Raw genomic sequence first — 25,823 nt, 5'->3', positions numbered from 1 at the left:
CGTCAGGGTTAGCGAATTCCTAATCAAATTTCGGCGCGAAGTCGGAAGTTGGCGCGCGCTTCAAACCCGCGCGACTGGCCCGGAATTGGCGAGGAAAGTGCCAAGGCCCCGCCCGCACGCGATAAAATCGCCTGCATGATGGCAAGGCCCAGCCCCGCGCCGTCAACACGCCCCGCGCTTTGGGCCGCCCGCTCGAACCGCGCGCCGATCCGGGCAAGGTCTTCGGGGGCGAGCGGATCGCAGTCGTTTTGCACGCTGAGCGATCCAGTTTCGCTGAGTTGCACCGTTACCGGCGCCCCTGCTGTGCCGTGGCGCAGCGCATTGGCGACAAGATTACGCAGCAAAATCGCAAAGAGATCGGGATCAAGGTCAGAATGAACCGGGCCTTCAGGCAGATCAAGCGTCACCTGCGCGCTGCCCGCCAGCCGCGCGGTATCTTCGACCACAAGCTGCGCCACGGGCCGCAAATCTTGCACCACGTCACCGCGCAGCTTGCCGCCCTCGGCACGGGCCAAACTCATCAAACCTTCCGAAAGACGCGTGAGCCGTTTCAGCACCGCTTCAATATCGCGGGCCCGAGCGGCGACACTCTCTTTCTCGGTTTCGGCACGCAGGCGCTGCACCTGAGCAATGGCGCCCGCAAGCGGTGTGCGCAATTCATGCGCGGCATTGGCGGCAAAGCTGCGCTCAGCCTCAAAGGCCGCATCAAGGCGCGAGAGCAGCGCATTGATCGTTTCCGCCAAGGGGAGCGCCTCGGCGGGCAGCCCGTCGAGTTCCACCGGGGCCAAATCCGCCGCCGAGCGTTTGGCAAGCCGGTCTCGAAACCGCCGCATCGGCGCAAAGCCAAAGCGCATCAGCGCGCCAATCCCCACGAGCGTAAGCGGCAAAAGCACGATAAGCGGCGCGAAAAGCCCCATCATCAATTCGCGCCGGATCGCGCGGCGGTGCGCGGTGGGTTCGGCCACCGCAATGGTAACAGAGCCGCGCAAAGCCTCATCGGCGTAAAGGCGCAATTTGCGCGCGGTGCGAAAGCCGGGGCCGTCATAGGGCGGGAAATCCTCGGCCTTGGCGCCATGCGACAGCATCAAAACCTCGCCCGCCGCATTGCGCACGATATAGATCATTGGCTCGTCTTCATCGCCGTCTTTGTCGCGAATGAGCGGCATGACCTGCGCGCCCGTCACCACCTCTTCGCGGCCCAACACCTCTGAGACGGCAAGCGGCAAGATCCGTTCGGCGGTGGATTCAAGCTCGCCATCAAAAACCGCATCAATGCGGGTGGAAAGCCGGTTTGCCGTAAAAGCCGCCCCGCCCGCCCAAAGCGTGGCCACAAGCGCACCGACCGCCACGCCCAGCCGGGTCTGGAGCGACCACGTTTTCATGGCCGCACCAGCCGGTAGCCAAGGCCGCGTTCAGTCTCGATTACGCCTTGCCCCAGCTTCTTGCGCAAGCGGCTCACCAAGACTTCAAGCGTGTTGGAGCCGATCTCATCGTCAAAGGAATAGAGCCGCTCTTCCAGCGCCGCTTTGGAAAAGATTTGGCCCGGGCGGCTCAAAAGCGCTTCAAACAAGGCCCATTCCCGTGCTGTCAGCGCCACCGCCTTGCCAGCACGTTTGAGCGCGCGGCCCGCCAGATCGACCTCCAACGCGCCCAAGGTCAAAAGCGGGTTCGGGTTGCCCACATAGCGCCGCGCGACCGAGCCAATACGCGCGGAAAGCTCATCCAGATCAAACGGTTTGACAAGGTAATCATCCGCCCCGGCATTGAGCCCAGCAATCCGGTCCGACACCTGATCGAGCGCGGTCATAATGATCACCGGGGTCGCCATACCGCGCGCGCGCAGGGTTTTGAGAAACGGCACGCCGCGCCCATCGGGCAGCATCAGATCGAGCGCAATCAGATCATAGCTGGCCACATCCATCGCATCTGACGCAGCATCAAGCCGGGTGACCCAATCGACCGAATGGCCATCGGCGGCGATCTGATCCCGCACCGCCGCCCCTAACACCGCGTCGTCTTCAATGATGAGGATGCGCATCTTTGCCCCCTAAGTTCCCCCACCCTATCGCGTGCAAAACTGACAGCAAGCTGAACGACTATTTTTACCGCCGTCAGCTTCGTGTCAGATTGGGGGGCAATAACGGCCCCATCGAAATCGGAGAGAGCCATGACACTTTCGCTGCCCCTGCCGCTGATCTTTGCCGCGCTTGTTGCGGCAGTGCCAGCGCAGGCCCGTGACATGCATTGCACTGTGCCCTTGGCCGATTGGCAACCGCGCGAGGCTGTACAAGCGGCGCTGGAAAGCCAAGGGCTGGTGGTGCGGCGCATCAAGATCGACGACGGTTGCTATGAGGTCGACGCGCTTGATGGCACCGGGCAGCGGCTGTGGATGCGGCTTGATCCGGGCAGTTTGGCGATCTTGCGCCAAGCGATCCCGCATCGCCATCACGGCGATGACGACGATGACGATCACGACGGGCGCAAACGCGACCGCCGCGATCACGACTAGATCGGGGCGTTTCCCGAAACCGCGCCCCGCTTTGCGCGCAGCGGCTTTCCTTGGTCGGACCGCTGCGCGCCCCAACCCCAAATGGGCTTTTGCCCCGCCAGACTTTGGCGGGACCGAAAGCTGCATGCCGAAACACCACGCGAACAAAGAAAAGGAACAGACACAATGAAATCCGCCCTTCCCACCCTCGCCCTTGCCGCCGCGCTTTCAAGCAGCGTCTTTGGCGCGCTCTCTGCTGCGCCGATCACCGCGCCTGTGGCCGATCAAATCCCTGCCGCGAAGGTGCAAGCTCCGGTCGCAGAGATCTCCGCCAATGTGCTGTTCGCCTCGATGCCGAACAGCGCGCCCGTCACACCGGCCGACACCCCCGCGGGCAACGCGCTTTTCGCCTCGATGCCAGCCGCGACTGAGGCTGCCCCGCAAAGCCCCGCAGAAGACACCGCCCCCGTGCAATTGGCCGACCGGCACGGCCGCGATGGCTGGTTCTTTGGCATGTTCGACGATGATGACGACGATGATCATCACCGCCGCGGCCACCACGATGATGACGACGACCATCACCGTTGCCCGCCCGGTGCCACCAATTGCACCTCGGGCAGCCCTGCCGCCGCAGGCACGACGGAGGCCCCCAATAACGGGCTCTTTACCCCCGGCACCAAGCCGCAAGTGCAAACCAATTAAGGAGCCCGCCATGAAATCGCTTTCCACAACCCTTGCACTTTCAACCGCTTTGGTCCCGGCGCTGGCAGCCGCCACCCCGGTCACCTTCACCACGCAAATGAACAGCTATGGCGGCGATGGCGCTTACCTTGCCTATTACGTCACCGATGCGTCCGGCGCCTATATGGGCAGCCTCTGGATGGCGGGCGGTAAGGCGAAATATTACCAGCACCTGAGCGGATGGTATGCGGCCACGGGCGGCAACACTGCGCAAGTCGATGGCATCACCGGGGCCTCTGTCGGGGCGGGACGCAACCTGAGCATCACGCTCGACCTTCAAGATGCGCTTTTTGACAATGGCTATGTGCTCCATGTCGATAGCTCGGTCGAGGATATGGCGGACCAGCCCAATGATGTGGTGATCCCGCTCACTTCCGCGACGCTGGGCCAACCCGTTTCCGGCAAGCGTTACGTGCAAAGCGTGACCATCTCCAAGTAACCCCAACCCCCGGAGGGCAAACCCGTGTTGCGTCTTCTTCACCGTTGGCCCGGCCTTTTGGCCATGGCTCTTGTGCTTTTGCTCTCTGTCACCGGGGCGATCTTATCGCTTTACCCGATGGCGGAGCGGCTAAACGTCCCGCAAGTGGAAAGTACGCTCACGGTGGCCGATTTGGCAAAGCGCGTGCAAAATGCCCATCCGGGGGTGGAACAAATTCGCCGCGCGCCTTCTGGGCGCGTGGTGGCGTGGTGGTTTGAAAATGGCACCCCCGGCGCGGCGGTGATTGACCCGGCAACGGGGGCCGAAATTGGCAGCCCCGACCCGGCCTTTGGCTTGCGCTTTTTCACCGATTTGCATCGCAAATTGCTGATGGGCGATGGCGGGCGGATCACCGCTGCCATGGGCGCGGGATTGATGCTTTTGCTTTCTGCCTCGGGCACGGTTTTGGTGGCGCGCCGCATGGGCGGCTGGAACCGCTGGTTTGCCCGCGCGCGCGGCCCGCTTTCGACCCGGCTGCACACCGAACTGGCGCGGTTTGCGATTGGCGGGCTCATCTTGTCATCCCTCACCGGGCTTTGGATGACGGCCTCTGTCTTTTCGTTAATCCCGGACACATCCGTGGAGCCTGCGCCCGCGTTTGCCAGCGCATCGCAAACCCCGTTGGCCTTTGACCAGATCCCGCTGTTCGCGGAAACCCCGGCGAGCGCGCTTAAAGAACTCTCTTTCCCCTCCCCCGATCTGCCCAGTGATACGCTGAAACTAACAACCGAGGGCGGCGCGGCGCTGATCGACCCCGGCACCGGGCAGATGCTCTCTTTTGCGACGCCGGGCGTGATGGAACGCGTGAGCGAGATCATCCTCATGCTGCACACCGGCCAAGGCGCGGAAACGCTCGGCCTGATCTTGGGGCTGATGTCGCTCTCTGTGCCGGTGTTGGGCTGGACGGGCTTTCAGCAATGGCGCGCCGCGCGCCGCTATGGCGCCCGCATCAAAGCCAATGTCAAACCCACGCTGGCGCAGATCGTGGTTTTGGTGGCCTCGGAAGGTGGCTCGACTTGGGGCTTTGCCCGCACGTTGCACAACGGGCTCACCAAGGCCGGGCAAAAGGTGCATACCGGCGCGCTTTCAACCTTTGACCCAAACCGTTTCCCCCATGCAGAGCGCTTCGTGATTTTGGCCGCGACCTATGGCGAGGGGGAGGCCCCAACTGCCGCGCGCGGTGTGGCCGAGCGCATTGCCAAATTGCGCCCCGCCCCCACCGCACCGCTCGCCATTTTGGGCTTTGGAGATCGCTCCTTCCCGCAGTTCTGCGGCTACGCCGAAAGCTTGGCCCAAGCCGCCCGCGCGGCGGGTTGGACAGAGCTGATGCCGATGGGCACGGTGGATCGCCAATCCGCGCAAGATTTCACCCGCTGGTCGCGCGACTTGGGCGCGGCGCTGGGGCTGCCGCTGGACCTCACCCATCTGCCCGAACGCCCGCGGACCGAGACGCTCACCCTGATCTCGCGCCGCGATTACGGGGCGGAGGTGCAGGCCCCCACCGCGATCTTGCGGTTTGCCTTGCCGCGCAAATCGCTTTGGGCGCGGGTGTCGGGCCAAGGCTTTGCGCGCTTTGACGCGGGCGATCTGATCGGCATCTTGCCGCGTGGCTCGGATGTGCCGCGGTTCTATTCGCTCGCCTCGTCTTCGCGCGATGGCTTTGTGGAAATTTGCGTGCGCCGCCATCCGGGCGGGCTCTGCTCGGGCCAATTGACCGAGTTGCAACCGGGCGACACGGTCGCGGGTTTCTTGCGCCCCAACCCGGGCTTCCGCCCACAAACCTCGCGCAAGCCGGTCATTTTGATCGGCGCGGGCACCGGGGTCGGGCCTTTGGCGGGCTTTATCCGCGCCAATCGCCGCCGCCGCCCGTTGCATCTCTATTTCGGCATCCGCAGCCCCGAAAGCGATCTGCTTTATGGCGAGGATTTCGCGGCCTGGCAAAAGGCCGGGCATTTGGCCGGGCTCACCACCGCCTCCTCGCGCAGCGGAGCCCGCCACTACGTGCAAGACGCGCTGCGCGCCGATGCAGAGAAGCTGCGCGCAATGCTCGCTGCTGGCGCGCAAATCATGGTCTGCGGCGGGCGTGACATGGCCGCCGCCGTGCGTGCCACGCTCGATGACATTGCCGAAACCGCCGCGCAGAGCCCCGCCACATTGAAAGCTGAAGGACGCTACCTTGAAGATGTCTACTAACCTTGCCCGCCATGTGCTGAACGGCCCGACGATGGGCAGCCGCTGGTCGGTGGTGTTTTTCGCGCCCGAAGACATTGACCTGATCCCGCTTCAGGCACGCTTTCAAGAGGCGGTGGATCTGGTCGATGATCAGATGTCCACGTGGAAACCGCACAGCGATTTGATGCGCTTCAACGCAGCCTCGGTGGGGCAATGGCATCTCTTGCCCGCCGCTTTGATGGAGGTTTTGGCCGAGGCTTTGACGATTGGGTGCGCCTCTGGGGGCGCGTTTGAGATTGGCATGGGCGATGCGGTGCGCGCTTGGGGCTTTGGCCCGACTGCGCCCAGTGAACCCGCCATCCGCGCCGCGCTGCAAAAGACACGCTGCCCCGCGCATGAGGTGCTCGAACTCGACATCACGCAAAGCCGCGCGCGCAAGCATGCAGAAATCACGCTTGATCTGTGCGGCATCGCCAAGGGCTATGGGGTCGATCGCCTGATCCGCACCGCGCAGGCGCTTGGCCTTAATCACGCTTTGGCAAGCATTGATGGCGAGTTGCGCGCCTTAGGCACTCAACCCGATGGGCGCGGCTGGACGGTGGCGTTGGAGAAGCCAGAGATTGGCACCCGCGCGATCCATTCGATGTTTGAGATTGAAAATATCGCGCTCGCCACCTCGGGCGATTACCGCCATTTCGTGAAACTCGGCGACCGCCATCTGGCGCATACGATGGACCCGGCAACGGGGGGGCCGCTAAAACAAAGCCCCGCCTCGGTCACGGTCTTGGCCGAAAGCTGCATGCGGGCCGATGCGCTGGCAAGCGCAGTGATGGTGCTGGGCGAAGCGCGCGGGCGCGCCTTGGTGGCGCAACTGGGGGCCGAGATCGTCACACTGGCAGAGCACTGCGAAGCCTAACCCCTTGCGTCAATGTCCCCCGCGCGGCACATCTGGGCCCGGAGGCCCGATGCAGTTTGAGCGTTTGTGGGACCGCGCCCCTTTCGCGGTGGATTATCTGCCTGGCAAGGGGGCCGATTTGGTGATATCCTTCGCCTCGATCGGGCATGACCCGACGCGCCCCCCCGCGCCCGAATTTGTCGCCACCGCCACCGGGCGCGGCACTGAGGCCCATCCCCGGCCTGCGCTTTTTATTTCAGATGCGAGCCGCAGTTGGGCGAATGATCTAGGCTTTGAAGCGGCGCTTTTGGAAAGTTTCAAAGCCGTGCAGGCGCGCCAAGAGGTGGCGCGGATTGCAACCCTTGGTCTGTCTATGGGGGCGTTTTCGGCGCTTGTTGCGGCGCAGGTTTTGCCTGTGGATCTGGTGCTCGCCTTTGGACCGCAAATCTCGGTCGCGCCGGATCTGATGCCCGAGGAAACCCGCTGGGCAGACTGGACCGCGCACATCGCAAACTGGCGCTGGCCCACCGCGCCCCTGCCCTCGCGCGGGCAAGCGTGGCTGTTTCATGGTGGCGTGGATGACCTGCCCCACGCGTTACGGTTTCCGCAAACCAAAGGCACGGAACAGGTGATCTTTCCCGATCTCAGCCATTCCGATTTGGTGCCCCATCTCAAACGCCGCGGCGCACTTTCGGGGCTGGTGGAGGCCGCTTTTGCGGACGACCGGCGGCGACTTTTGCGGATCGCGGCCTCTGCGGGCGGGCAGCGGCGCGCGAAGCTTTTTCCTATTCCGCGCTGATTTCGCGGCGCAAAAACCGCATCATCTCTTCGCGCTGGCTTTGCACGATATTTTCAGACCGTTCGCCCTCAACCCCCAAGGCGCCAAGCGCACGATCCAAAAGCTCGAGGCTCGTTTCAAACGCTTCGGGGATCACATGGCTGGCCCCCAAAGCAAAAAGCCGAACCGCATGATCGGCATCTTGCGCACGCACGATGATCGGCACCTCGGGCCGCTCCGCCCGCACAGCGGTCACAATCGCTTCGGCCGCCGTGGCATCATGCATGGTCAAGATCACGGCGGGCGCGTCATCCAGCCCACAGCGACGCAAAAAGCCCGTGCGGGTTGCATCACCATAAACCACATCGCGCCCGCGTTCGCGGCCCCGGCGCACCAGATCAGCATCGCGCTCAATCATCAGGCAATCAAAGCTTTCGCGCTCCAGCACCTCGCTAAGAAGCCGCCCCACGCGGCCATGGCCCACCACCAGAACGCGCCCTGTAGACAGGTCTGGCAAGACCCCCTCACCGGGGGTCGCACTGGCGCTGGCGCGCGAGCCAACCTGCCGCCCGAGCCGCGCCAAAAGCGGGGTCATCAGCATCGTGCCGGAGGCCACAAGCAACATGAACTGCTGCACCTCACGCGAGGTCAGCCCGCTTGAGCCCGCAAGGCTGAGCACAAGGAAGGCAAATTCCCCACCGCCCGCCAACAACAGCGCCGCCTCTAACGCCTGTGGCCACGAAATGCCAAAAGCACGCGCCAAGGGGGCCACCACCGCCGCCTTCACCGCCGTCATCCCAATAATCGAGAGCGCCACCATCACCGGATAGGCCGCAATCGCCGCAGGGTCGATCCGCATCCCGACCGAGATGAAGAAAAGCCCCAAAAGCAGGCCCTTAAAGGGCTCAATATCCACCGCGACTTGGCGGCGAAATTCGGTTTCAGCCAACAAAAGCCCCGCCAAAAACGCGCCCAAAGCCATCGACAGCCCGGCAAAACGGGTGACGAGCGAGGTGCCCACGACGACAAATAAGATCGTCGCCATGAAAAGTTCGCGGTTTTGCGTATGCGCCACTTGACGGAACAGACGCCGCAAAATCAACCGGCCAAAGCCGACGATCAGCGAGATGGCCGCAATCGCCTGCAACAGCGCGATGCCAAGCCCGGAAAGCACATCGGTGACCGAGACCTCACCGCCTTTGGAGGTGGCATCGCCAAAGACAACGATCAGGAACAAAATCGGCACCACGGCCAAATCTTGGGCAAGCAGAATGCCAAAAATATTGCGCCCCGATTGGGTGTTCAGCCGGTGTTGATCGGCCAAAAGCTGCAATACGATCGCGGTGGAAGACAGCGCCAGACAGGCACCAATCACCAAGCTCGCGTCAATCGGGTTGCCAAACAGCCAAGCCGTGACCGCAATCGCCACAGTCGTCAGCACCACCTGCGCCATGCCAAGCCCAAAGACCGCGCGCCGCATCGTCCACAACCGGTCCAGGGACAGCTCCAACCCGATGTTGAACAAAAGAAAGGCCACGCCCAGTTCGGCCAGTTGATCCACCGCCTCTTGCGAGGAAATCGTGAACCAGCCGACAAAGGGCAAATATTCCGTCAGCCGCCCCGCGCTATAGGGGCCAAGCAAAAGCCCGGCCACCAAAAACCCGACCACGGGGGAGACGCGGAACCGCGTCATGAGCGGCAGCACCACACCGGCGGTGCCAAGGAAAATGAGCGCTTCGCGATAGAAGCCAAGGTCGTGAGCTGTAGACATGATCCCATCAAACACGAAGCAAAGCCGCAGGCGAGAGGGCATCTTGACCATAGCTTCGCCCCGCTATGGACATGTTGCCGCGCCTTGCCAATTTGGGCCGGATTTCTTGAGCCTTTGTTAACGTTTACCGGTGTGAAACTTAATACGAACCGCGCGCGACGGGCTTGACCCACACCCGTGACAGGTTCACACTTTCGTCACCGCTTGCGAGGGCCCGCAATGGAACAGGCAAGGTCAAGACCACCCTCATCGGATTTTTGCCCGCCCCGGGCCGCGGCGGTGCCTGTGCCTTGTTTTCGAGTAATCCCCGTACCCTTTGGTGAAGGAGCCCTGCGATGGCTGGCCTGAATCCCATTTCCGCCCCCGCCGCCCTGCCCCCCTCAACGCTGATGGCAGCGCCCGTTGCGGGCAGTAACACGGATTTTGCCGCATCGCTTGCCGCAGCCCGCCTGCCCGTTGCGGATCTGGCCGAACCGGGGCGGACCTTCTTCGCCTATCAAACGCCCGCTGGCGATGGCGGGATTTATGGCGGCTATGAGATGATTGAGGGGCATGGGCTTATTCGCTCGATCCTTGTGCCCGCAAGCTTGCGCGACAAAGGTCATGGGCGCGCGGTGCTGTCTGCGCTTTTGGCCGAGGTGAAAGCCGCAGGCGCGCATGATGTTTACGCCTATAGCCCCGCCGCTTCGGCCAAGTTCTTCATCCACCACGGGTTTCGCGAACTCGCCCGCTACGAAGTGCCGCCGGCAATTTTAGGCGCCCGCATCGCAAGCCTCACCTGCCCAATTTCCACGGCGATCTTGTATCGGGCTCTGTGAGGGGCGCCCCTCGGACAGGAACATAGACCCACGGCGGGGGGCTAGGTCTTCAGCGCTTCTGCGATGAGCCTTGCTGGGTCCGCAAATTTGCCGTCTGAATATTTGCGCTCATAGAAAATGTCTGGGCGCGCAGCGACGGTGTTTTGCGGCCAAACTGGCGGCGGGAAATCTTGCGCATATTCCAAAGCGGCCTGCGAAAGATCGACCTCAAGCGTGTCTAAGGCGGCCCCCTCTTCGACCACCAAACGCCCAACCTTTTCCCACTGGAAAGCCTGCACCGCGGAACGGTCGGCCCGCTTTAAATGGGTGCTCCACCCCACAGCGCATTTGGCGATAAATTGCTCCCGGCTGCGCACGGGAAAATGCATCAGGCAAAGGTCGGGCAACGGAACGGTTTTCAGGGCCTTCCCGCGTCTTGTTGCACTGTGATTTCCCTGCCCGATCACGATTTGATCCGCCGCGTGCCCCGCCAAGCGCAAAATAATCTTAGAAAACTGCGGCAACTCCGCTTCACGTCGAAAAGCGATCTGCGCAATCGGGTCAGGGGGCGGCGATGCCATTGGGGCAGGCAGATAGGTTTGCCAACGCACCTCCCCACAGGCCCGGGCGGGAACGCGCGAAAGCACCCGATCAAAGGCAGCACGGCTTTCCGAGCCAATAAACTCATCCGCATCCAAAAACACCACGTAATCAGGATGATAATCCCGCACAGCGGCTCGCAGCGCCTCGGTTGTGAACTTGGATTGATGATAAGCAGGCTCTTCAATCGGAGTGATATGGATATGCCCAAGCTCCTGCGCACAGCGCTGCGCAATCGCGGCAGTGTCGTCAGTTGAGCCGTGATCCAAAACGATCATTTCGTCGAAGAAACGCCGATTGTGGCGCAAGAACGGTTCGATGATGTCTTGCTCGTTTTTGATCAGGGAAATGCAAATCGTAGGACCAGAGCGCCCGCGCCGCCCCCAAAGCCAATTGAGAGGTTTCATCGTCCCAGCCCTTATCAATCCGTTGGAATTTATCGCGCGAGACACCGTCTGCCGCGCGCTTTTCAAAACCTGCATGGAACAGTATCGCCACCGCGCTTTGTCCGACAACCTCCCTCACGCTTCAAAGCATCATCTGCGTCATGATTGCCCACGGCATCACACCCGCGGATGTGGGCTTACCGAACGCCCAAACAAAAAAGCCCCGGGTTTCCCCGGGGCTCTTCTTCTCGCACACAACCGGCTTACAGGCGGCCGTTGCGTTGCTGGATCATCATGAAGGTGTCGTAGTTGTATTCCGCCACCTGCGCCCAAAGATAGTTCTCGGCGCGGAACTCGGTCATCGAGTCATAGATTTTCTTGAAGCCCGGGTTCGAGGCGGTCATTTCCGCATAGACCTCTTGCGCCGCGTCGAAGCAGGCTTGCAGGATTTCTTGGCTGAACGGGCGCAGTTGCGCGCCATTGGCCACCAGCGATTTCAGCGCTTTCGGGTTCTTGTAGTCATATTTCTGCAGCATGTCGGCGTCTTCGGCCTGACACGCGGTGCGCAGAAGCGACTGATAGGCCGCCGGCAGACCCTCAAAGGCCTCTTTGTTGAACATGAAGTGGACCGTCGGGCCCCCTTCCCACCAACCGGGGTAGTAGTAATAGGGCGCGACTTTATAGAAGCCGAGCTTCTCGTCATCATAGGGGCCGACCCATTCCGCCGCGTCGATCGTGCCTTTTTCAAGCGACGGATAGATGTCGCCGCCAGCCACTTGCTGCGGCACGAGGCCGAGCTTTTCCATGACCTTGCCAGCAAAGCCACCGATACGCATTTTCAGACCTTGCAGGTCTTGCACGGTGTTGATTTCTTTGCGGAACCAGCCGCCCATCTGCACGCCGGTGTTGCCGCCCGGGAAGCCGATCAGGCCTTGGGTGGCAAGGAACTCGTTGTACATGTCGATGCCGCCGCCATGGTATTGCCAGGCGTTCATGCCACGCGCGGACAGCGCAAACGGCACGGTCGCGCCAAGCGCCCAAGTCGGGTCTTTGCCCCAGTAATAGTAACCCACGGTATGGCAGGCTTCGACGGTGCCCGCCGCCGTGGCATCCGCCGCTTGCAGGCCGGGAACGATTTCGCCGCCCGCGAAGACTTGGATTTGGAAATTGCCATCAGAGGCTTCCGAAACCATTTTCGAAAGCACTTCGGCGCCGCCATAGATCGTGTCGAGCGATTTCGGGAAGGACGAGGTCATCCGCCACGTGATTTTCGGCAGCGATTGCGCAAGCGCAGGCGTAGCCAGCGTGGTGGCAGCAGCGCCACCCAGCGCGGCCTTGGTCAAAAATGAACGACGATCCATAGGGTCTCCTCCCGTGTGCTTCCGTCTATCCCCCCGCACCCGGTCCGAGCGCTGGTTCGGGCGCCAAACTGGCACTGTGGTGCGAGACTGTCCAGAGACAGCGCAGGAAAATTGCGCAAATCGGTCCGAAAACATGACCAGATGTTCCAGGCGCCGCAAAGTGACGAAAGATTCTAAGCCAAAATGCCGCACATTCAGGCACTTGCCCGCGAATAGACCGCCGATTTTGAGATGGTTTGGTCCGGTAAAGGCCGTTTAGCGCATATCCGGCAGTTGGATTCGCGCGACCTGCTCTGCAATCGGATCGACCGAAAGCGGATGCGTCTCGCCCGAGTGATCTTCGGGGTTGCCAATCGGTTGCCAGCGCCCGCCCTTGAAAATCTCAAGAGCCGAAAACCGGGCCTTGTAACCCATCTTGCGCGACCCGGGCACCCAATAGCCAAGGTAGACGTAGGGAAGCCCTGCCTTCTGCGCGAGCGCGACATGATCAAGGATCAAATAGGTGCCAAGGCTCGTATCGGCGAGCGCGGGGTCATAGAAGCTATAGACCATGCTCACGCCATCATCGAGCACATCGGTCAGGCACACCGCCGTCAGCGGGCGCGGCGATTCCGTCACACGGCCATCGCGATATTCAATCACCCGCGTCTTCACCGGCGTTTCCTCGATCATCGCGGCGAATTCGAAAATATCCATATCGGCCATGCCACCATCGGCGTGGCGCGCATCGAGGTAACGCCGGAACAGCGTATATTGTTCTTCCGTGGCCCAAGGGCTGGTAGCGGTACGCTTGAGATGGGCGTTTTTGTTCAGCACCCGGCGTTGGGTGCGGCCCGGCACGAAATCTTCAACGCGAATGCGCGCCGAAAGACAGGCCGAACAATCCGCACAAGACGGGCGATAGAGCACGTTTTGCGACCGACGGAAGCCTTGGCGCGAGAGTGCGTTGTTGAGCTTTTCCGCACTTTCGCCTTGCAAAGCCGTGAACAATTTCCGCTCTGACCGGCCCTCAAGATAAGGGCAAGGCTGCGGCGCGGTCACATAGAATTGCGGGGCAAGAGGGAGTGAATGGCGCATCACGTTCGGGAAATTGCGCGCCGCATGCATGACGACGCGCCCTTAAGCTAACAAAGCCTGCGCCCAACGCCAAGGATTTCGTGTCACGAAATCGCGACAACCCCGCCCTTTCAGGCGGGATTGGTCAGCTTTTGTCATTTCAGCGTCAGTATTGGCCGCGCGGAGCCTCGGTGGCATCGCCTTCCGCAGAAGCGGTCTCCGCCGCCGCGGCACGCGCACGCTCTTCCATATATTGGTCGAATTCGGCCTTATCGCGGGCCTCGCGCAAGCGGTGCAGGAAGGCTTCAAACTCATCTTGCTCGCGTTCAAGCCGCGCCAGCGTATCGGCTTTATAGGCATCGAACGCGGCATTGCCGGTCGGACGGGCCGCTTTGAAGTGCATCCGCAGGTCATAGCGGCTTGGGCAACCCGCGTGCAGCGAACGGCATTTGCGGCCAGAGAAGCGGCCAGTGATCAAGATGAAGCCAAGCACCAGAAGGCCAAGCGGGCCAGCAAAGATGAACGACCCGATCATCACGATGACCCAGCTCATGGGCCCGCGTTCGTCAAGCCAATTCAGGGCACGCGTCACCACGCCGGGGCGCTCATGGGCATGGAAGGTGGTTGCAGTCATTGTCTTTCTCCGGGGCTGATGTGAATTCCTTTCACATGAACGGAGATGGGAAACAGATCCGTCGCAATCAAGGGGCGATGTAAAAAGTTTTTACATCCGTGCGGATGCCGCGAAAGATCAACAGAAAAAGGGCCCTCCCGCAGGAAGGCCCTTTTGAAGCGCGCCGCACGCGCCTCGGGTGTTGCGTATCACCACCACCGATTAGGTCGGCGGTTGGCCCCGCACCGCGCGCGCCACCATGGCGATCACGAACAGGATCAAGAACAGGACAAACAGCACTTGCGCGATCGAGGCAGAAGCCCCCGCGATGCCGCCAAATCCGAGCGCGCCAGCAATCAGCGCGATGATGAGAAAGGTCACAGCCCAACCAAGCATGAGAAGTCTCCTTTCGGAAGCTGGATCTAGGTTTAAGCGCCACAACATCTTGCGGCGTTGTAAGGAAAGAACGCGCGATTACGGCCGAACGTTCCTTACCTCACGAAACCGTCAAATCTCGCTTTGCGGGCCGTCGCAGCAATGGCGTTCTTCTGCCGCTTGCAGATCGGTCGGCGTGAACCGCAAACTCAACCGATAAGTCTCACCTTCGCGGCCCCGCGCCATCCGGCCCTGCAATTGCGCGGCAAAGGCCGCCAAAAGACGCGTGCCAAAACCATCAGACGGCGGCACCATCGTTGGCGGCACCGTGAGTTGCGGTGCGTCTTCGGGGGCGAGCGAATTGGCGACCTCAAGCAAGGCAGAACCATCGTCTTGGCGCGTAAATGCCACCCGAACAGCAGCCACACCGCGCTGGCCACGCCACGCATGTTTGAGCACGTTATCAAGTGCCTCGGTCAGCAAAAGCGCCAACGCCACGGCTTGATCGGGCACCAGACGGATATCTTGCACTTCCAGATCAAGGTCAAAACGCCGCTCGCGGGTCGAGCCGATTTTGAGGATGTGATGCGCAATCCGCGGCAACAGTTCATCCGCGCGAATGTCGGTCTGGCCCGAGGTCAGATAAAGCTCGCGGTGGATCGTGGCGAGGCTCAGCACCCGCTCTTGCACGTTTTTCATCGCGGCGCGGGTCTCCTCCGATTTCGCGCGGCGCAATTGCATGTTCAAGATTGAGGCGATGAGTTGCAGGTTGTTCTTCACCCGGTGGTGCACTTCGCGCAGCAACACCTCTTTTTGGTGGATCACATTTTCCAAATAAGCCTCGTCGCGCAGCACAGAATCCGTCATGTGCTCATGCGCCCGCGCCACATCGCGCAATTCAGAGGGCGCCCCCGCCATCGAAATATGGCGCACGCGCCGATCGCCGCGCGCAAAAGAGGTGATCGAGGCATGCAGCACCCGCACATGGCGCAGCACCTGACTTTCCGCCGCAAGCCAAGCGACCAAAAGGCTCGCCGCCCACATCAGGAACGGAAAGGCAAAGGGCGGCCAATTCGAGAGCATCCCCTCGTCATCCAGCGTATCGGCGGGCCACGAGGCGAGCAGGTAAAGATTGCCCTCGGAAAGCGGCACCACGGCAAAAGCACGACGGCGGCCATCGGCGGCCTTCGCCAAAAAGCTATTGCCCCCCTGCCCCACAAATTGCCCCAAGGGCCGATCCGACGGCAAAGCACGGGCGACATCATCCAGCCCGGTGGTCGAGGTCAGCACCTCGCCCTTGGCATCAAAGGTCAAAATCGTGAGCGGACGGTCGCCCCCCACGGTATTGGCAATGCCGCGCGTCTCAAAGCCTGCATGCGGCATCGACACCGAGGCAAAGCCAAGCAGCGCTCCTGCGTCATCGCGCACCGGTAAAGAGAAATTCAAAATCGAGGTGCCAGAGATCGGCCCTTCGCGGTTCACGTAAAGCAGGGGCCGCGGATTGGTCCGAATGTCGTTAAACCACGCGTTGCCCTGCACATCGAAAGGTTTGTCATCCGAGGTGCAGATGATCTGCCCATCCAGCGGCACAAAACCGACAAAGGAATAATCTTCCTGAGCGGTTTCGACGATATGGCGCATATGCGCCGAGCAAGTGTCGGTATCTTCAATCCATTGCGGCAGGCCAGCGGCCATCGCCATCGCGGTGCCGCGCGCTTGCATCAGCAAATCAATCTGCGGCCCGGCGGCCATCAGCGTTTCGCCCAAAATGGCCGCGCGCATCCGGCTTTCGGCCAAGCGGTTTGACGCCATGGATTGCGCAAAAGACAAAAGCGCAAGAGGCAGCAAAACCACCCCCATACCCAGCATCAAACGCGCGCCAAGGCCATCGGCGCGCGTGCGGAATTTATGCCAGATGCTCATGCAGCCTGCGGACCATTCGGGCCCGCAACGGCCTGGAAGGTGGCGGGCGAAGACAGCAAATCCTCCCCCTCCTCAAGGCCGAGCAATTCGCCGAGCCGCGCCCGCGCCCGGTTTGCGCGGCTTTTGGCCGTGCCGACCGCACAGCCCATCATGCCCGCAGCTTGTTCATAGGAATAGCCATTGGCACCGACCAAGATCAGCACCTCGCGATGCTCATCAGACAGTTGGTCAAAGGCGCGGGTAAAATCTGCCAAGGCCAAGCGCCCATCATGCGCCGGGCGGACCGAAAGCGAACCGGCATGAATGCCATCGGGGTCCGCCACTTCGCGGCGCGTTTTGCGGCGTGCCGAATAAAAGGTGTTGCGCAAGATCGTGAAAAGCCAAGCCTTCATATCCGTGCCGACCTGAAACTTGTCAAAGTTGCTCCAAGCTTTCAGGATCGCCTCTTGCACGAGGTCATCGGCTTCGGAAGTGTTGCGGGTGAGAGAAATCGCAAAGGCCCGCAACGCGGGAATATGCGTTGCCAGCTCATCGCGCGGATCGGCGGGAACTTTGGCCGAACCGCTCACTTCGTGCCCTCCTCGGTTTGGCTTTGCTGCGCCTTCAACTGCGCCAGAAGGTCTTTGAAACGGTCGGGAATCTCCGGCTCAAGCGCGGCTTCATAGACACGCTTGAGGTTCTCGTCGATGTCACGCCGCAACGCGGACTTTGCATTTTCCTCTTTCATCTTGCGCCATGCTCGTTTTTTTGGGTGTATCTGACAAACTTCGGGAACCCAACGCCCCCACACAGCGTTCGGTTCCCAGAAAAACTCGCATTGGGGAGAAAAAACCATGAGCTCAACCGCCACCCTCGATTTGTCGCAAGCGATCGCTGGGGAGCTTCCCTACCTGCGCCGCTACGCGCGTGCGTTGACCGGCAATCAAAAATCGGGCGATGCTTTCGCGGTGGCGACTTTGGAAAGCCTGTTGGTTGACCCCTCGGTGGTCGAAGCCGCCTCGCGCCCCAAAGTCGGGCTGTTTCATGCCTTCCACCTTGTTTGGGCGAGTGCAGGCGCGCCGGGCGGGGAAGAAACCGAAGGCCTGGCTGCGCGCGCGCAAGCGCTGATGGCGGGTCTCACCAAAAACTCGCGCGAGGCGCTGCTTTTGCATTCGATCGAAGGCTTCACCCACGAAGAAATCGGCGCGATCATGCAGATGGATGCGGAGGAGGTCGCCACGCTGATCACCGCCGCCAATGACGAGATGGCCGCCGCCGTCACCGGTCGCGTGATGGTGATCGAAGATGAAGCGATCATCGCGATGGATCTGAGCGACATCGTCGCCACCATTGGCCATGAGGTGACCGGGGTCGCCCGCACCCGTGCCGAGGCCGTGGCGCTTGCCGCGAAAACCCGCCCCGATCTGATCTTGTCGGATATTCAACTGGCCGATAACTCCTCGGGCATTGATGCGGTGAATGACATTTTGGCCGATATCGGCGAGGTTCCGGTGATTTTCATCACCGCCTTCCCCGAGCGTCTGCTGACGGGCGACAAGCCCGAACCGGCCTTCCTGATCACCAAGCCGTTTTCGGAAGAACAAGTCCGCTCCGCCGTCAGCCAAGCAATGTTCTTTGCCTCGACCGAGACGCTTGCGGGCTAATCGCGCCCCACATGACGCCGTTAAAACCCGCCGCGCGCACGGCGGGTTTTCTTTTGTGATCAAGCGCGCGTGAAAAGGTGGAACGCAGGCACATCTTTGCGCGTTTCTTTCTCAGAAGGCCCGACACGCATCTGCCGGGCTCAGCACAGGAGAGAAAGATGTTCCGCAAGGCTCTTATCACCACGACTGCCGCCCTTTTGATCGCAAGTCCCGCGCTGGCCACCACGCCGGTTCATCAAATCGAGGTTGAAACCGACCTCAGCGCCATCGCCAATCCCGAAGCGCTGGCCTATTGGGGTGGCATCGCGCCCGATCTGCAAGAAGCCATTGCCGCGCGCTTGGCTGCGGATGGGCAACTGGCCCCGGAAGGAGCCACGGTCTCGGTCGATATTGATGAGCTGGCGCTCGCAAACACCTTCCAGACCCTCACCAGTGACGAAGAGGCGGTTCTGGTGGGCCAAGTCAATGTCACCTCAGAGACCGACAACTCGGACTTTGACAGCTACATCGTCACCGTGAACACCTCGGCGGCGCATGCGTTTGACAAAGACGGCAAGCTTAAGAAAGGCGCATATTTCGACAGCCCCGCCTATTATGTCGCCATGGTGAATGCGTTTGCCAATCAGGTGGTTGCACGTCTGGAATGATCTGTCACACTAAGACTTCCCGGGTGCAGTGGGAAGGCTGCACCTTGGGGCCCCGCTGTGGCGCCCCACTCGCGGGGGGTGAGCCCGGAGGATGCTTTACCTCCGGGCTTTTTTCTTTGTCTTTTCAAGGCATATGGGCGCGCTCAAGCTTCCGGCGCGCGGTTCCCAAAAAAGTCTCGGCGGATCTCCACGCCCTCTTGCGCATTGACGCACATATCTTCACCCCATTTGCCATTGATTGCGCCAAAATGCGCAGTATCTCTGGAGCATCAAGTTTCAGGCGGCCTCCCCCGCCTTGCCCACCACGGGCCAATCGAAGGATAAGAAGATGAGCCAAACATTTGAAATCGCCGTTCTTGTGGGCAGCTTGCGCAAAGGCGCGCTGACCCGGACGCTCGCCAATGCGCTGACCAAGCTCGCGCCGGAAAACCTGCGCTTCACCTTTATCGAAATTGGCGACCTGCCGCTTTATAACCCCGATCTGGATACCGAGACACCGCCCGCCGCTTGGGTGCGCCTTCGCAACGAGATTACCCAAGCTGACGGGGTGATGTTTGTCACGCCCGAGTACAACCGCGCCCTTCCGGCGGCGTTAAAAAACGCGCTGGATGTCGGCTCGCGCCCCTATGGCTCCAATGTCTGGGGCGGCAAACCGGGGCTTGTGGTCTCTGGTTCGGGCGGCGCGCTTGGCGGCTATGGCGCGAACCACCATCTGCGCGACACGCTCGTGGTGCTTGATGTGCCGACGCTTTCCCAGCCCGAGGCCTATGTGGGCCATTTGGGCACGCTCTTTGATCAAACCGGCGCCCCGAACACCGATGAAACAAAAGCCTATCTCAGCAAAATCATGACCGCCTATGCCGCATGGGTGGGCAAGCTTGCGGCCTAAGCCGATCCGGGGCGGCGCATCCGGCGCCGCCTTTCTTTTGTGAGGCCTGAAGATGACCGACGTGACCACCTCCCCCGCTGATTTTGCCCCCGACCATTCCCGCCGCGATCTGCATGTGATCTTGGTCGGGCTGATGCTGGCGATGGTGCTTGCCGCGCTGGACCAAAGCATCGTCAACACCGCGCTGCCTGCTGTGGCGAGCGAACTTGGCGGGATGGCGCATCTGTCTTGGGTGGTCACGGCCTTCATGCTCGCCTCCACCACCGCCACGCCAATCTTTGGCAAGCTGGGCGATATGTTCGGGCGGCGCAATTTGCTTTTGGGCTGTATCACGCTTTTCATCGCCGCCTCCGCTTTGTGCGGCTTGGCGCAGTCGTTGGAAGAACTGATCGCCTTTCGCCTGCTGCAAGGGATCGGCGGCGGCGGGCTGATGACGCTCACGCAAACCACCATTTCCGATGTCGTCGGCCCGCGTGAGCGGCTACGCTATCAGGGGCTTTTCACCGGGGCATTCGCCTTTTCTTCGGTGGCGGGGCCATTACTTGGCGGCGGGCTCACAACCGCGCTTTCGTGGCGCTGGGTGTTTTACGTCAACATCCCCGTGGGCGCGATTGCCCTCACCTTGCTGGTCATTGGCCTCAAACTGTCCCCCGTTGAAAAACGCAGTCACCAGATTGATTGGCTGGGGGCGATTTTGCTCACCCTCGCGGCGGGCGCTTTGCTGCTGCTGTTCTCGCTTGCGGGCTCGGTCTTTCCGCGCATTTCCACCACCTCGGCATTGCTTGCGGGTGGCGGGCTTATCGCGCTTGCGCTTTTCATCTGGCAAGAAAAGCGCGCCGCCGAGCCGATGGTGGACCTGTCGCTTTTCAAAAACGGCCCCTTCACCATTGGCACGCTGACCACCGGCGGGATGACCTTCGCGATGATGTGTGCGATGGTGTTTTTGCCGCTTTATCTGCAACTTGTCTTGGGCATGACCGCGGCGCAATCGGGCCTCGTGATGCTGCCGCAAATCACCATGATGCTGGTCAGTTCGGTTTTGGGCGGGCGACTTTCGGCGAAAATCGGCAAACCGAAACTCTTCTTGGTGGGCGGCATCATTCTTGAGGCCGCAGGGCTTGGCCTTCTCGCAGCGCTTGCGCATGAAGAGGCAGGCGTTGTGCCGGTATTGGGCGCACTTGCGGTCTTGGGCACGGGCATGGGCAGTGCCATGCCGAACGCGACCGTGATCGTGCAAAACGCCGTGCCGCGCGCCACCCTTGGGGTGGCCACGGCGGCGATGTCCTTCCTGCGCTCGCTCGGTGGGGCGCTTGGCGTTGCTGTCTCGGGCGGCGTGATGACCAGCCTTCTCGCGGCCAAACTCGCGGGGCTCGGTGGCGTCGATGCCAGCGCCATTGCCACAGGTGGGATGCAGGTGATCCATACACTCCCCGAAGCCGCCCAAGCCCAAGTGGCCGAAGCCTTTCGCCAAGCGATTGCCGGCAGCTTCATGATTGGCTGTGGCGTGATGTGCCTCGCGCTTTTGCTCTCACTCCGCCTCAAAGGCACCGAACTGCCCCCGCCCGAGGCGAAAGCCGCCTAATACTTCTGCGCCGCAGCGACGGAGAGTTGCGGCGCCTGCGTTTAGCTCCTGTCCCCTCTTTTGCGAAAGCCGCCATGACCTTGATGTTCCGCCCCTCCGCCCCACTGCACCGCACGCTTCTGGCCGCGCTGGCGCTGACCTTCGCAACGCCCGCGCTGGCGCAAGAGGGGCCACAAGGCGCGCGCAGCACCCAAGTGGGGGTGATCGAACTCAGCCAAAGCGATGTGCCCTATACCGTCACCCTGCCCGGTCGTGCCGTGGCCTTTGAACAGGTCGACATTCGGCCGCGTGTCGCGGGGGTCATTTCGGAAATCCTTTATCAAGCGGGCCGCCCAGTGCGTGCGGGAACGCCACTTTTCACCATTGATGGAGACACTTACGCGGCAGATCTCAAATCCGCTCAAGCAACGGTAGATGGTGCAAAAGCCGCGCTCGAAGCTGCAAAAGCCACCTATGCGCGCTACAAAAAGCTCGAGACCACCTCAATCTCGACCGAGGATGTGGAAGCCGCGCGCGTGGCTGTGGCGCAGGCTGAGGCCACGCTTTCCTCCGCCGAGGCAGATCGCGACATGGCGCAACTCAATTTTGACCGCACCCAGATCACCTCGCCCATTTCCGGCGTGCCAGATATGGCCACGGTCTCGGTGGGCGCAATCGTCACCGCGAACCAAGCCGATGCGCTGACCACCGTGACCCGGCTCGACCCGATCTATGTCGATGTGAAGGAATCGAGCCGTCAAATGCTGGAACACCGCGCCATGTGGGAGGCGGGCACGCTGACGCGCGCCGACCAAGTCGATATCTCGCTCACGTTGGAAACCGGCGAAACCTATGATCGCAAGGGAAGCTTCGTCTCGCCCTCGACCACGGTTTCGTCGACCACCGGCACCACCGAGATGCGCCTGCAATTTGACAACCCGGAACGGAAAATTCTGCCCGGCCAATTTCTGCGCGTGGAGACGACACTCGGCACCACCCGTGCCGTTTTGGTGCCGCAGCGCGCCACCACACGCGGCAGTGATGGCACGCTCAGCGCCTTTGTCGCCGTGGCGGGCAAGGCCGAAAAACGTACCCTTACCGAAAACGGCAGCTATCAAAACGCTTGGGTCGTGACCGATGGCGTAAAAGCCGGGGACCAATTGATCCTCGATGGGCTGACCAATCTGCAAGACGGGTCCGCCATCACCACCGTGCCGGTGACAATTGATGCGCAAGGCGTGGTGCAAGATGCCCCCGCCACCGATACCTCCGCTGCGGGGAACTGAGCCGATGGGAACCTTCTTCCTCAAACGCCCCGTTCTGGCTTGGGTGCTGGCAATCATGATGATGCTGGCGGGTGCGGCCTCTTACACCCGGCTGCCCGTCGCGCAATACCCTGATATCGCCCCCACCACGGTGCGCATTTCGGCCACCTATTCGGGCGCCACAGCGGATGCGGTGCTGAATTCCGTGACCCGGGTGATTGAAGAAAGCCTGACCGGGCTCGACGGGCTTTTGTATATGGAAAGCACCTCGCGCGAGGGGTCTTCTTCTGTGACGCTGACCTTCGATGGCTCGGTCGATCCGGTCGATGCGCAAAACGATGTGCAGACCAAGGTTTCGCGGGTGGAAAGCCGCCTGCCCAGTTCGGTGCAAAGCCAAGGCGTGACGGTCTCGCGCTCTTCCTCCGATATTTTGATGATCGGTGCCTTGGTCGACACCACCGGGCAATATTCCACGCTGCAACTCGGGGATATCATGTCCGAGCAGGTGGAGGGCCAGATTGAGCGCACGGATGGCGTGGGCGGGGTGAACAGCTTTGGTTCGGGCTACGCAATGCGGATTTGGCTCGACCCGCTGGCGCTGGTGCGGTTTCAACTCACGCCCGCCGATGTGACCTCGGCGGTGCAGGCACAAAACACCACCGTTTCTGTGGGCTCGCTGGGCAGCCAGCCCACCTTGGAAGGCCAGCAATTCACCGCCACCATCACCGCGCAAAGCCAGCTTACCTCAGTGGCGGATTTTGAGCAGATCCTGCTGAAAACCGAAGAAGGTGGCGACACGGTGCGGCTTGCCGATGTGGCCAAGGTCGAGATTGGCCAAGAAAGCTATGGTGGCGATAGCCTCTTTAGCGGCACGGCAGCTTCGGGCTTTGGCGTGAACTTGGAAACCGGGGCGAATGCGGTCGATACCTCCGCCGCCGTACGCGAAACGCTGGACCGCCTTTCCGCCGCCTTGCCTGCGGGGCTGGAGTTCCGCATCGCCTATGACACCTCTCCCTTTGTCGAGCTTTCAATCCAGCAGGTGGAACATACGCTATTTGAAGCGGTGGGCCTTGTGGTGCTGGTGCTGATCGTTTTCTTGCAAAGCTGGCGTGCCACGCTCATTCCGTTGATCACCGTGCCGGTGGTGCTGCTGGGCACGCTCGCGGTGCTTTATGCGGCGGGCTATTCGATCAACACGCTGACCATGTTTGCCATGGTGCTAGCGATCGGGCTTTTGGTCGATGATGCGATTGTTGTGGTGGAAAACGTCGAACGGCTGATGCGTGATGAACGGCTCAGCGCGCCCGAGGCCACCGCCAAAAGCATGGGGCAAATTACCGCCGCCCTTGTCGGCATTAACGTTGTGCTGGCAGCGGTCTTTCTGCCGATGGCGTTTTTCCCGGGCTCCACCGGCGTGATTTATCGGCAGTTTTCGCTCACCATGGTCACCGCGATGGCGCTTTCGCTCCTTGTCGCGATCATTCTGTCGCCGCCGATGTCGGCGCGGCTGTTGCGATTGGGGGATGCCGAGCCGCAATTCGCACCCGCGCGCTGGTTCAATGGCGGGCTGGATCGTTTCACCGCCTTTTATGGCCGCGCCGTGGGGCAAAGCCTGCGCGCCCCGGTGCTGATGCTTGCCGCCCTTCTGTTTGTGCTGGGTGGGGCTTGGGCGGTTTATGAGCGGCTCACATCGTCCTTCATCCCGACCGAGGATCAGGGCGTTTTGATGACGATCATCCAGCTTGATGACGGGGCCACCACGCAACAAACCCGCGCCGTTTTGGACCGGGTGAATGACTACCTTCTGAATACCGAGGCGGATGGCGTCGAAAGCACCTTTGCTTCGCTTGGCTTTGGCTTTGGTGGCTCGGGGCAAAACCGCGCGATGGTCTTTGTGAAGCTGAAAGACTTTGACGCCCGCGCAGGCGATGCAACCCTGACCGCGAGCGCGATTGCCGGGCGGGCGAATGCGGCCTATTCCTCGATCCGCGCGGGGCGGGTCTTTGTGATGCAGCCTCCCGCAATCCGGGGCCTTGGCAACACCGGCGGCTTTAGCCTGTACCTGATCGACCAAGCCGGGCGCGGCACCGAGTCCCTGCAAGCGGCGGCAAAAGAGTTGGAAACCCGCGCGGGCCAAGACCCACGCCTGACCACCGTGCGCGTGGATGGGACCGAGACCGAAAGCGCGCTGCGGCTGACGCTGGATCAGCAAAAGCTGGAAAGCCTTGGGCTGAACCTGTCGGAAGTGAACGCGATGCTCTCGACCCTGTTTGCCGGCAATGAGGTGAATGACTTCGTGCTTGGCTCCTCGCTGCGCCCGGTGATCGTGCAGGCTGAGGCCCCCTACCGGATGCAGCCCGAAGACATCTTTGATTGGTATGCCCGCAATTCTTCGGGCGAGATGGTGCCCTTTGCCGCCTTTGCCACCACAAGCTGGGAGCCGGTGCCGCCGACGCTGAGCCGGTTTGATGCGACCTCGGCAATTTCGGTGTCCGGCTCTGCGGCGAGTGGCGTTTCGACTGGGACGGCGATGGAGGTCATGCAAGACCTGGTTGAAGGGCTGGATGGCGGCTATGGGCTCGCGTGGACAGGGCTCAGCTATCAAGAGCAGCAATCGGGTAGCCAAGCCCCGCTGCTTTATGCGATCTCTGTCTTGGTCGTCTTCCTTGCCCTTGCCGCGCTTTACGAAAGCTGGACCATTCCCTTTGCGGTGATGCTGGCGGTGCCCGTCGGTGTTTTGGGCGCGCTCATTGCGGCTTGGCTCTTTGGTCAGTCGAATGACGTTTACTTCAAGGTCGGCATGCTCACCACCATCGGCTTGGCGGCGCGCAACGCGATTTTGATCGTCGAGTTTGCCGAAAGCCTGCGCCAGCAAGGCAGCACGCTCAAAGACGCCGCAATCGAGGCCGCGCGGTTGCGCCTGCGCCCCATTTTGATGACGGCGCTGGCCTTCATCTTGGGGGTGCTGCCACTCGCCACCGCCTCGGGCGCGGGGGCAGCCGCGCAAAACGCGATTGGCATCGGGGTGATCGGCGGCATGGTCGCCTCCACCTTCATCGGGCTTTTCATGGTGCCCGCACTTTATGTGCTGATCATGTCTGCGGCGGGTCGGGTGTCGCGCGAACAGGCCTGACCCACCACAACCGGAGGGGGCCCCACCTTTGGGCGTGCGGGCCCCCTCCTTTTGCCCAAAACGCAAAGCAAGAAATCCCTCGCAAAAAATTGCGGCATTTGTTCGAGGTCAAATCGGACAAGTTGAATATCTGCATATTGATACGCAGATCGGACGCGCCTTCCCCATCTCTTCCCTGCGCCACGGCACACGTTTGCCGTGACCGGAGAAGGTTTGCCCAAGCGCGCCCTCACGCCCCACGCGGAGGACCC

Annotated in this window: 24 protein-coding genes; 13 read left to right on the top strand and 11 right to left on the bottom strand. The window is 61.5% G+C overall.

Annotation, left to right across the window (positions count from 1 at the left end; genetic code table 11):
- Positions 1-23 precede the first annotated feature (23 nt).
- Both BW967_RS08170 and BW967_RS08165 read right to left on the bottom strand, forming a co-directional pair.
- On the bottom strand, positions 24-1,382 hold the full coding sequence (locus BW967_RS08170) for an ATP-binding protein (protein WP_076484578.1): 1,359 nt from the start codon (positions 1,380-1,382) through the stop codon (positions 24-26).
- Positions 1,379-2,038, bottom strand: a complete 660-nt coding sequence (locus BW967_RS08165) for a response regulator (RefSeq protein WP_076484577.1) — start codon at positions 2,036-2,038, stop codon at positions 1,379-1,381. The genes BW967_RS08170 and BW967_RS08165 overlap by 4 nt, the downstream gene beginning before the upstream one ends.
- A 129-nt stretch (positions 2,039-2,167) precedes the next feature.
- On the opposite strand from BW967_RS08165, the gene BW967_RS08160 reads away from it, so the two are divergent.
- The 6 genes from BW967_RS08160 (at position 2,168) to BW967_RS08135 (ending at position 7,573) form a co-directional block, all read left to right on the top strand.
- On the top strand, positions 2,168-2,509 hold the full coding sequence (locus BW967_RS08160) for a PepSY domain-containing protein (protein ID WP_076484576.1): 342 nt from the start codon (positions 2,168-2,170) through the stop codon (positions 2,507-2,509).
- Between the two features lie 165 nt (positions 2,510-2,674).
- Positions 2,675-3,190, top strand: coding sequence for a hypothetical protein (locus tag BW967_RS08155; RefSeq protein ID WP_245826483.1), 516 nt, complete (start codon positions 2,675-2,677; stop codon positions 3,188-3,190).
- A gap of 10 nt (positions 3,191-3,200) precedes the next feature.
- Positions 3,201-3,668, top strand: a complete 468-nt coding sequence (locus tag BW967_RS08150; RefSeq protein ID WP_076484575.1) for a DUF2271 domain-containing protein — start codon at positions 3,201-3,203, stop codon at positions 3,666-3,668.
- Between the two features lie 24 nt (positions 3,669-3,692).
- The gene (locus tag BW967_RS08145) at positions 3,693-5,900 is read left to right on the top strand and encodes a PepSY domain-containing protein (protein WP_076484574.1); all 2,208 of its coding nucleotides are present in this window, start codon (positions 3,693-3,695) and stop codon (positions 5,898-5,900) included.
- Positions 5,890-6,795 carry an FAD:protein FMN transferase gene (locus tag BW967_RS08140; protein WP_076484573.1) on the top strand — a complete coding sequence of 302 codons (906 nt, stop codon included), beginning with the start codon at positions 5,890-5,892 and terminating at the stop codon, positions 6,793-6,795. Before BW967_RS08145 ends, BW967_RS08140 begins: the two co-directional genes overlap by 11 nt.
- A gap of 49 nt (positions 6,796-6,844) precedes the next feature.
- Entirely contained in the window at positions 6,845-7,573 is a 729-nt protein-coding gene (locus BW967_RS08135; RefSeq protein WP_076484572.1) for a hypothetical protein, read from the top strand.
- On the opposite strand, the gene BW967_RS08130 is transcribed toward BW967_RS08135, so the two are convergent.
- Entirely contained in the window at positions 7,560-9,323 is a 1,764-nt protein-coding gene (locus BW967_RS08130; RefSeq protein WP_076484785.1) for a cation:proton antiporter domain-containing protein, read from the bottom strand. The genes BW967_RS08135 and BW967_RS08130 overlap by 14 nt on opposite strands.
- A 335-nt stretch (positions 9,324-9,658) precedes the next feature.
- Between BW967_RS08130 and BW967_RS08125 the strand changes: the two genes are divergently transcribed.
- Positions 9,659-10,141 (top strand): GNAT family N-acetyltransferase, encoded by a 483-nt coding sequence (locus BW967_RS08125; protein WP_083952045.1) that lies wholly within the window; start codon positions 9,659-9,661, stop codon positions 10,139-10,141.
- 41 nt (positions 10,142-10,182) lie between these two features.
- On the opposite strand, the gene BW967_RS08120 is transcribed toward BW967_RS08125, so the two are convergent.
- From BW967_RS08120 to BW967_RS18690, 8 genes are all read right to left on the bottom strand, one after another.
- Positions 10,183-11,127, bottom strand: a complete 945-nt coding sequence (locus BW967_RS08120) for a glycosyltransferase family 2 protein (protein ID WP_076484571.1) — start codon at positions 11,125-11,127, stop codon at positions 10,183-10,185.
- A gap of 242 nt (positions 11,128-11,369) precedes the next feature.
- The gene (locus tag BW967_RS08115) at positions 11,370-12,467 is read right to left on the bottom strand and encodes a TRAP transporter substrate-binding protein (RefSeq protein ID WP_076484570.1); all 1,098 of its coding nucleotides are present in this window, start codon (positions 12,465-12,467) and stop codon (positions 11,370-11,372) included.
- Between the two features lie 255 nt (positions 12,468-12,722).
- Entirely contained in the window at positions 12,723-13,544 is an 822-nt protein-coding gene (locus BW967_RS08110) for an arginyltransferase (protein ID WP_076484783.1), read from the bottom strand.
- Between the two features lie 145 nt (positions 13,545-13,689).
- On the bottom strand, positions 13,690-14,157 hold the full coding sequence (locus BW967_RS08105; RefSeq protein WP_076484569.1) for a DUF2852 domain-containing protein: 468 nt from the start codon (positions 14,155-14,157) through the stop codon (positions 13,690-13,692).
- A gap of 201 nt (positions 14,158-14,358) precedes the next feature.
- A complete protein-coding gene (locus tag BW967_RS08100) occupies positions 14,359-14,532 on the bottom strand; it encodes a DUF1328 domain-containing protein (RefSeq protein WP_076484568.1) in 174 nt (57 codons plus the stop codon).
- Positions 14,533-14,643: 111 nt separating this feature from the next.
- Positions 14,644-16,434 carry a sensor histidine kinase gene (locus BW967_RS08095; RefSeq protein WP_076484567.1) on the bottom strand — a complete coding sequence of 597 codons (1,791 nt, stop codon included), beginning with the start codon at positions 16,432-16,434 and terminating at the stop codon, positions 14,644-14,646.
- On the bottom strand, positions 16,431-17,003 hold the full coding sequence (locus tag BW967_RS08090; RefSeq protein ID WP_076484566.1) for an RNA polymerase sigma factor: 573 nt from the start codon (positions 17,001-17,003) through the stop codon (positions 16,431-16,433). Before BW967_RS08090 ends, BW967_RS08095 begins: the two co-directional genes overlap by 4 nt.
- On the bottom strand, positions 17,000-17,161 hold the full coding sequence (locus BW967_RS18690) for a NepR family anti-sigma factor (RefSeq protein WP_170952692.1): 162 nt from the start codon (positions 17,159-17,161) through the stop codon (positions 17,000-17,002). Before BW967_RS18690 ends, BW967_RS08090 begins: the two co-directional genes overlap by 4 nt.
- 106 nt (positions 17,162-17,267) lie before the next feature.
- Here BW967_RS18690 and BW967_RS08085 point away from each other — a divergent pair, with 106 nt between their 5' ends.
- From BW967_RS08085 to BW967_RS08060, 6 genes are all read left to right on the top strand, one after another.
- Positions 17,268-18,077: a response regulator gene (locus BW967_RS08085; protein ID WP_076484565.1), complete on the top strand. Its 810-nt coding sequence runs from the start codon at positions 17,268-17,270 to the stop codon at positions 18,075-18,077.
- A 158-nt stretch (positions 18,078-18,235) separates the two neighbouring features.
- Positions 18,236-18,724 carry a hypothetical protein gene (locus BW967_RS08080; RefSeq protein ID WP_076484564.1) on the top strand — a complete coding sequence of 163 codons (489 nt, stop codon included), beginning with the start codon at positions 18,236-18,238 and terminating at the stop codon, positions 18,722-18,724.
- Between the two features lie 328 nt (positions 18,725-19,052).
- Positions 19,053-19,613 (top strand): NADPH-dependent FMN reductase, encoded by a 561-nt coding sequence (locus tag BW967_RS08075; RefSeq protein ID WP_076484563.1) that lies wholly within the window; start codon positions 19,053-19,055, stop codon positions 19,611-19,613.
- 52 nt (positions 19,614-19,665) lie between these two features.
- A complete protein-coding gene (locus BW967_RS08070) occupies positions 19,666-21,195 on the top strand; it encodes an MDR family MFS transporter (RefSeq protein WP_076484562.1) in 1,530 nt (509 codons plus the stop codon).
- A gap of 74 nt (positions 21,196-21,269) precedes the next feature.
- On the top strand, positions 21,270-22,460 hold the full coding sequence (locus BW967_RS08065; RefSeq protein WP_076484561.1) for an efflux RND transporter periplasmic adaptor subunit: 1,191 nt from the start codon (positions 21,270-21,272) through the stop codon (positions 22,458-22,460).
- A 4-nt stretch (positions 22,461-22,464) separates the two neighbouring features.
- Positions 22,465-25,572: an efflux RND transporter permease subunit gene (locus BW967_RS08060; protein WP_076484560.1), complete on the top strand. Its 3,108-nt coding sequence runs from the start codon at positions 22,465-22,467 to the stop codon at positions 25,570-25,572.
- Positions 25,573-25,823: the final 251 nt, after the last annotated feature.

The organism is Rhodobacter aestuarii (assembly GCF_900156655.1).
In the GTDB taxonomy this organism is placed as follows: domain Bacteria; phylum Pseudomonadota; class Alphaproteobacteria; order Rhodobacterales; family Rhodobacteraceae; genus Rhodobacter; species Rhodobacter aestuarii.
Note: the sequence above shows the minus strand (reverse complement) of the source record. Positions and strands in the feature narration are given on the sequence as shown.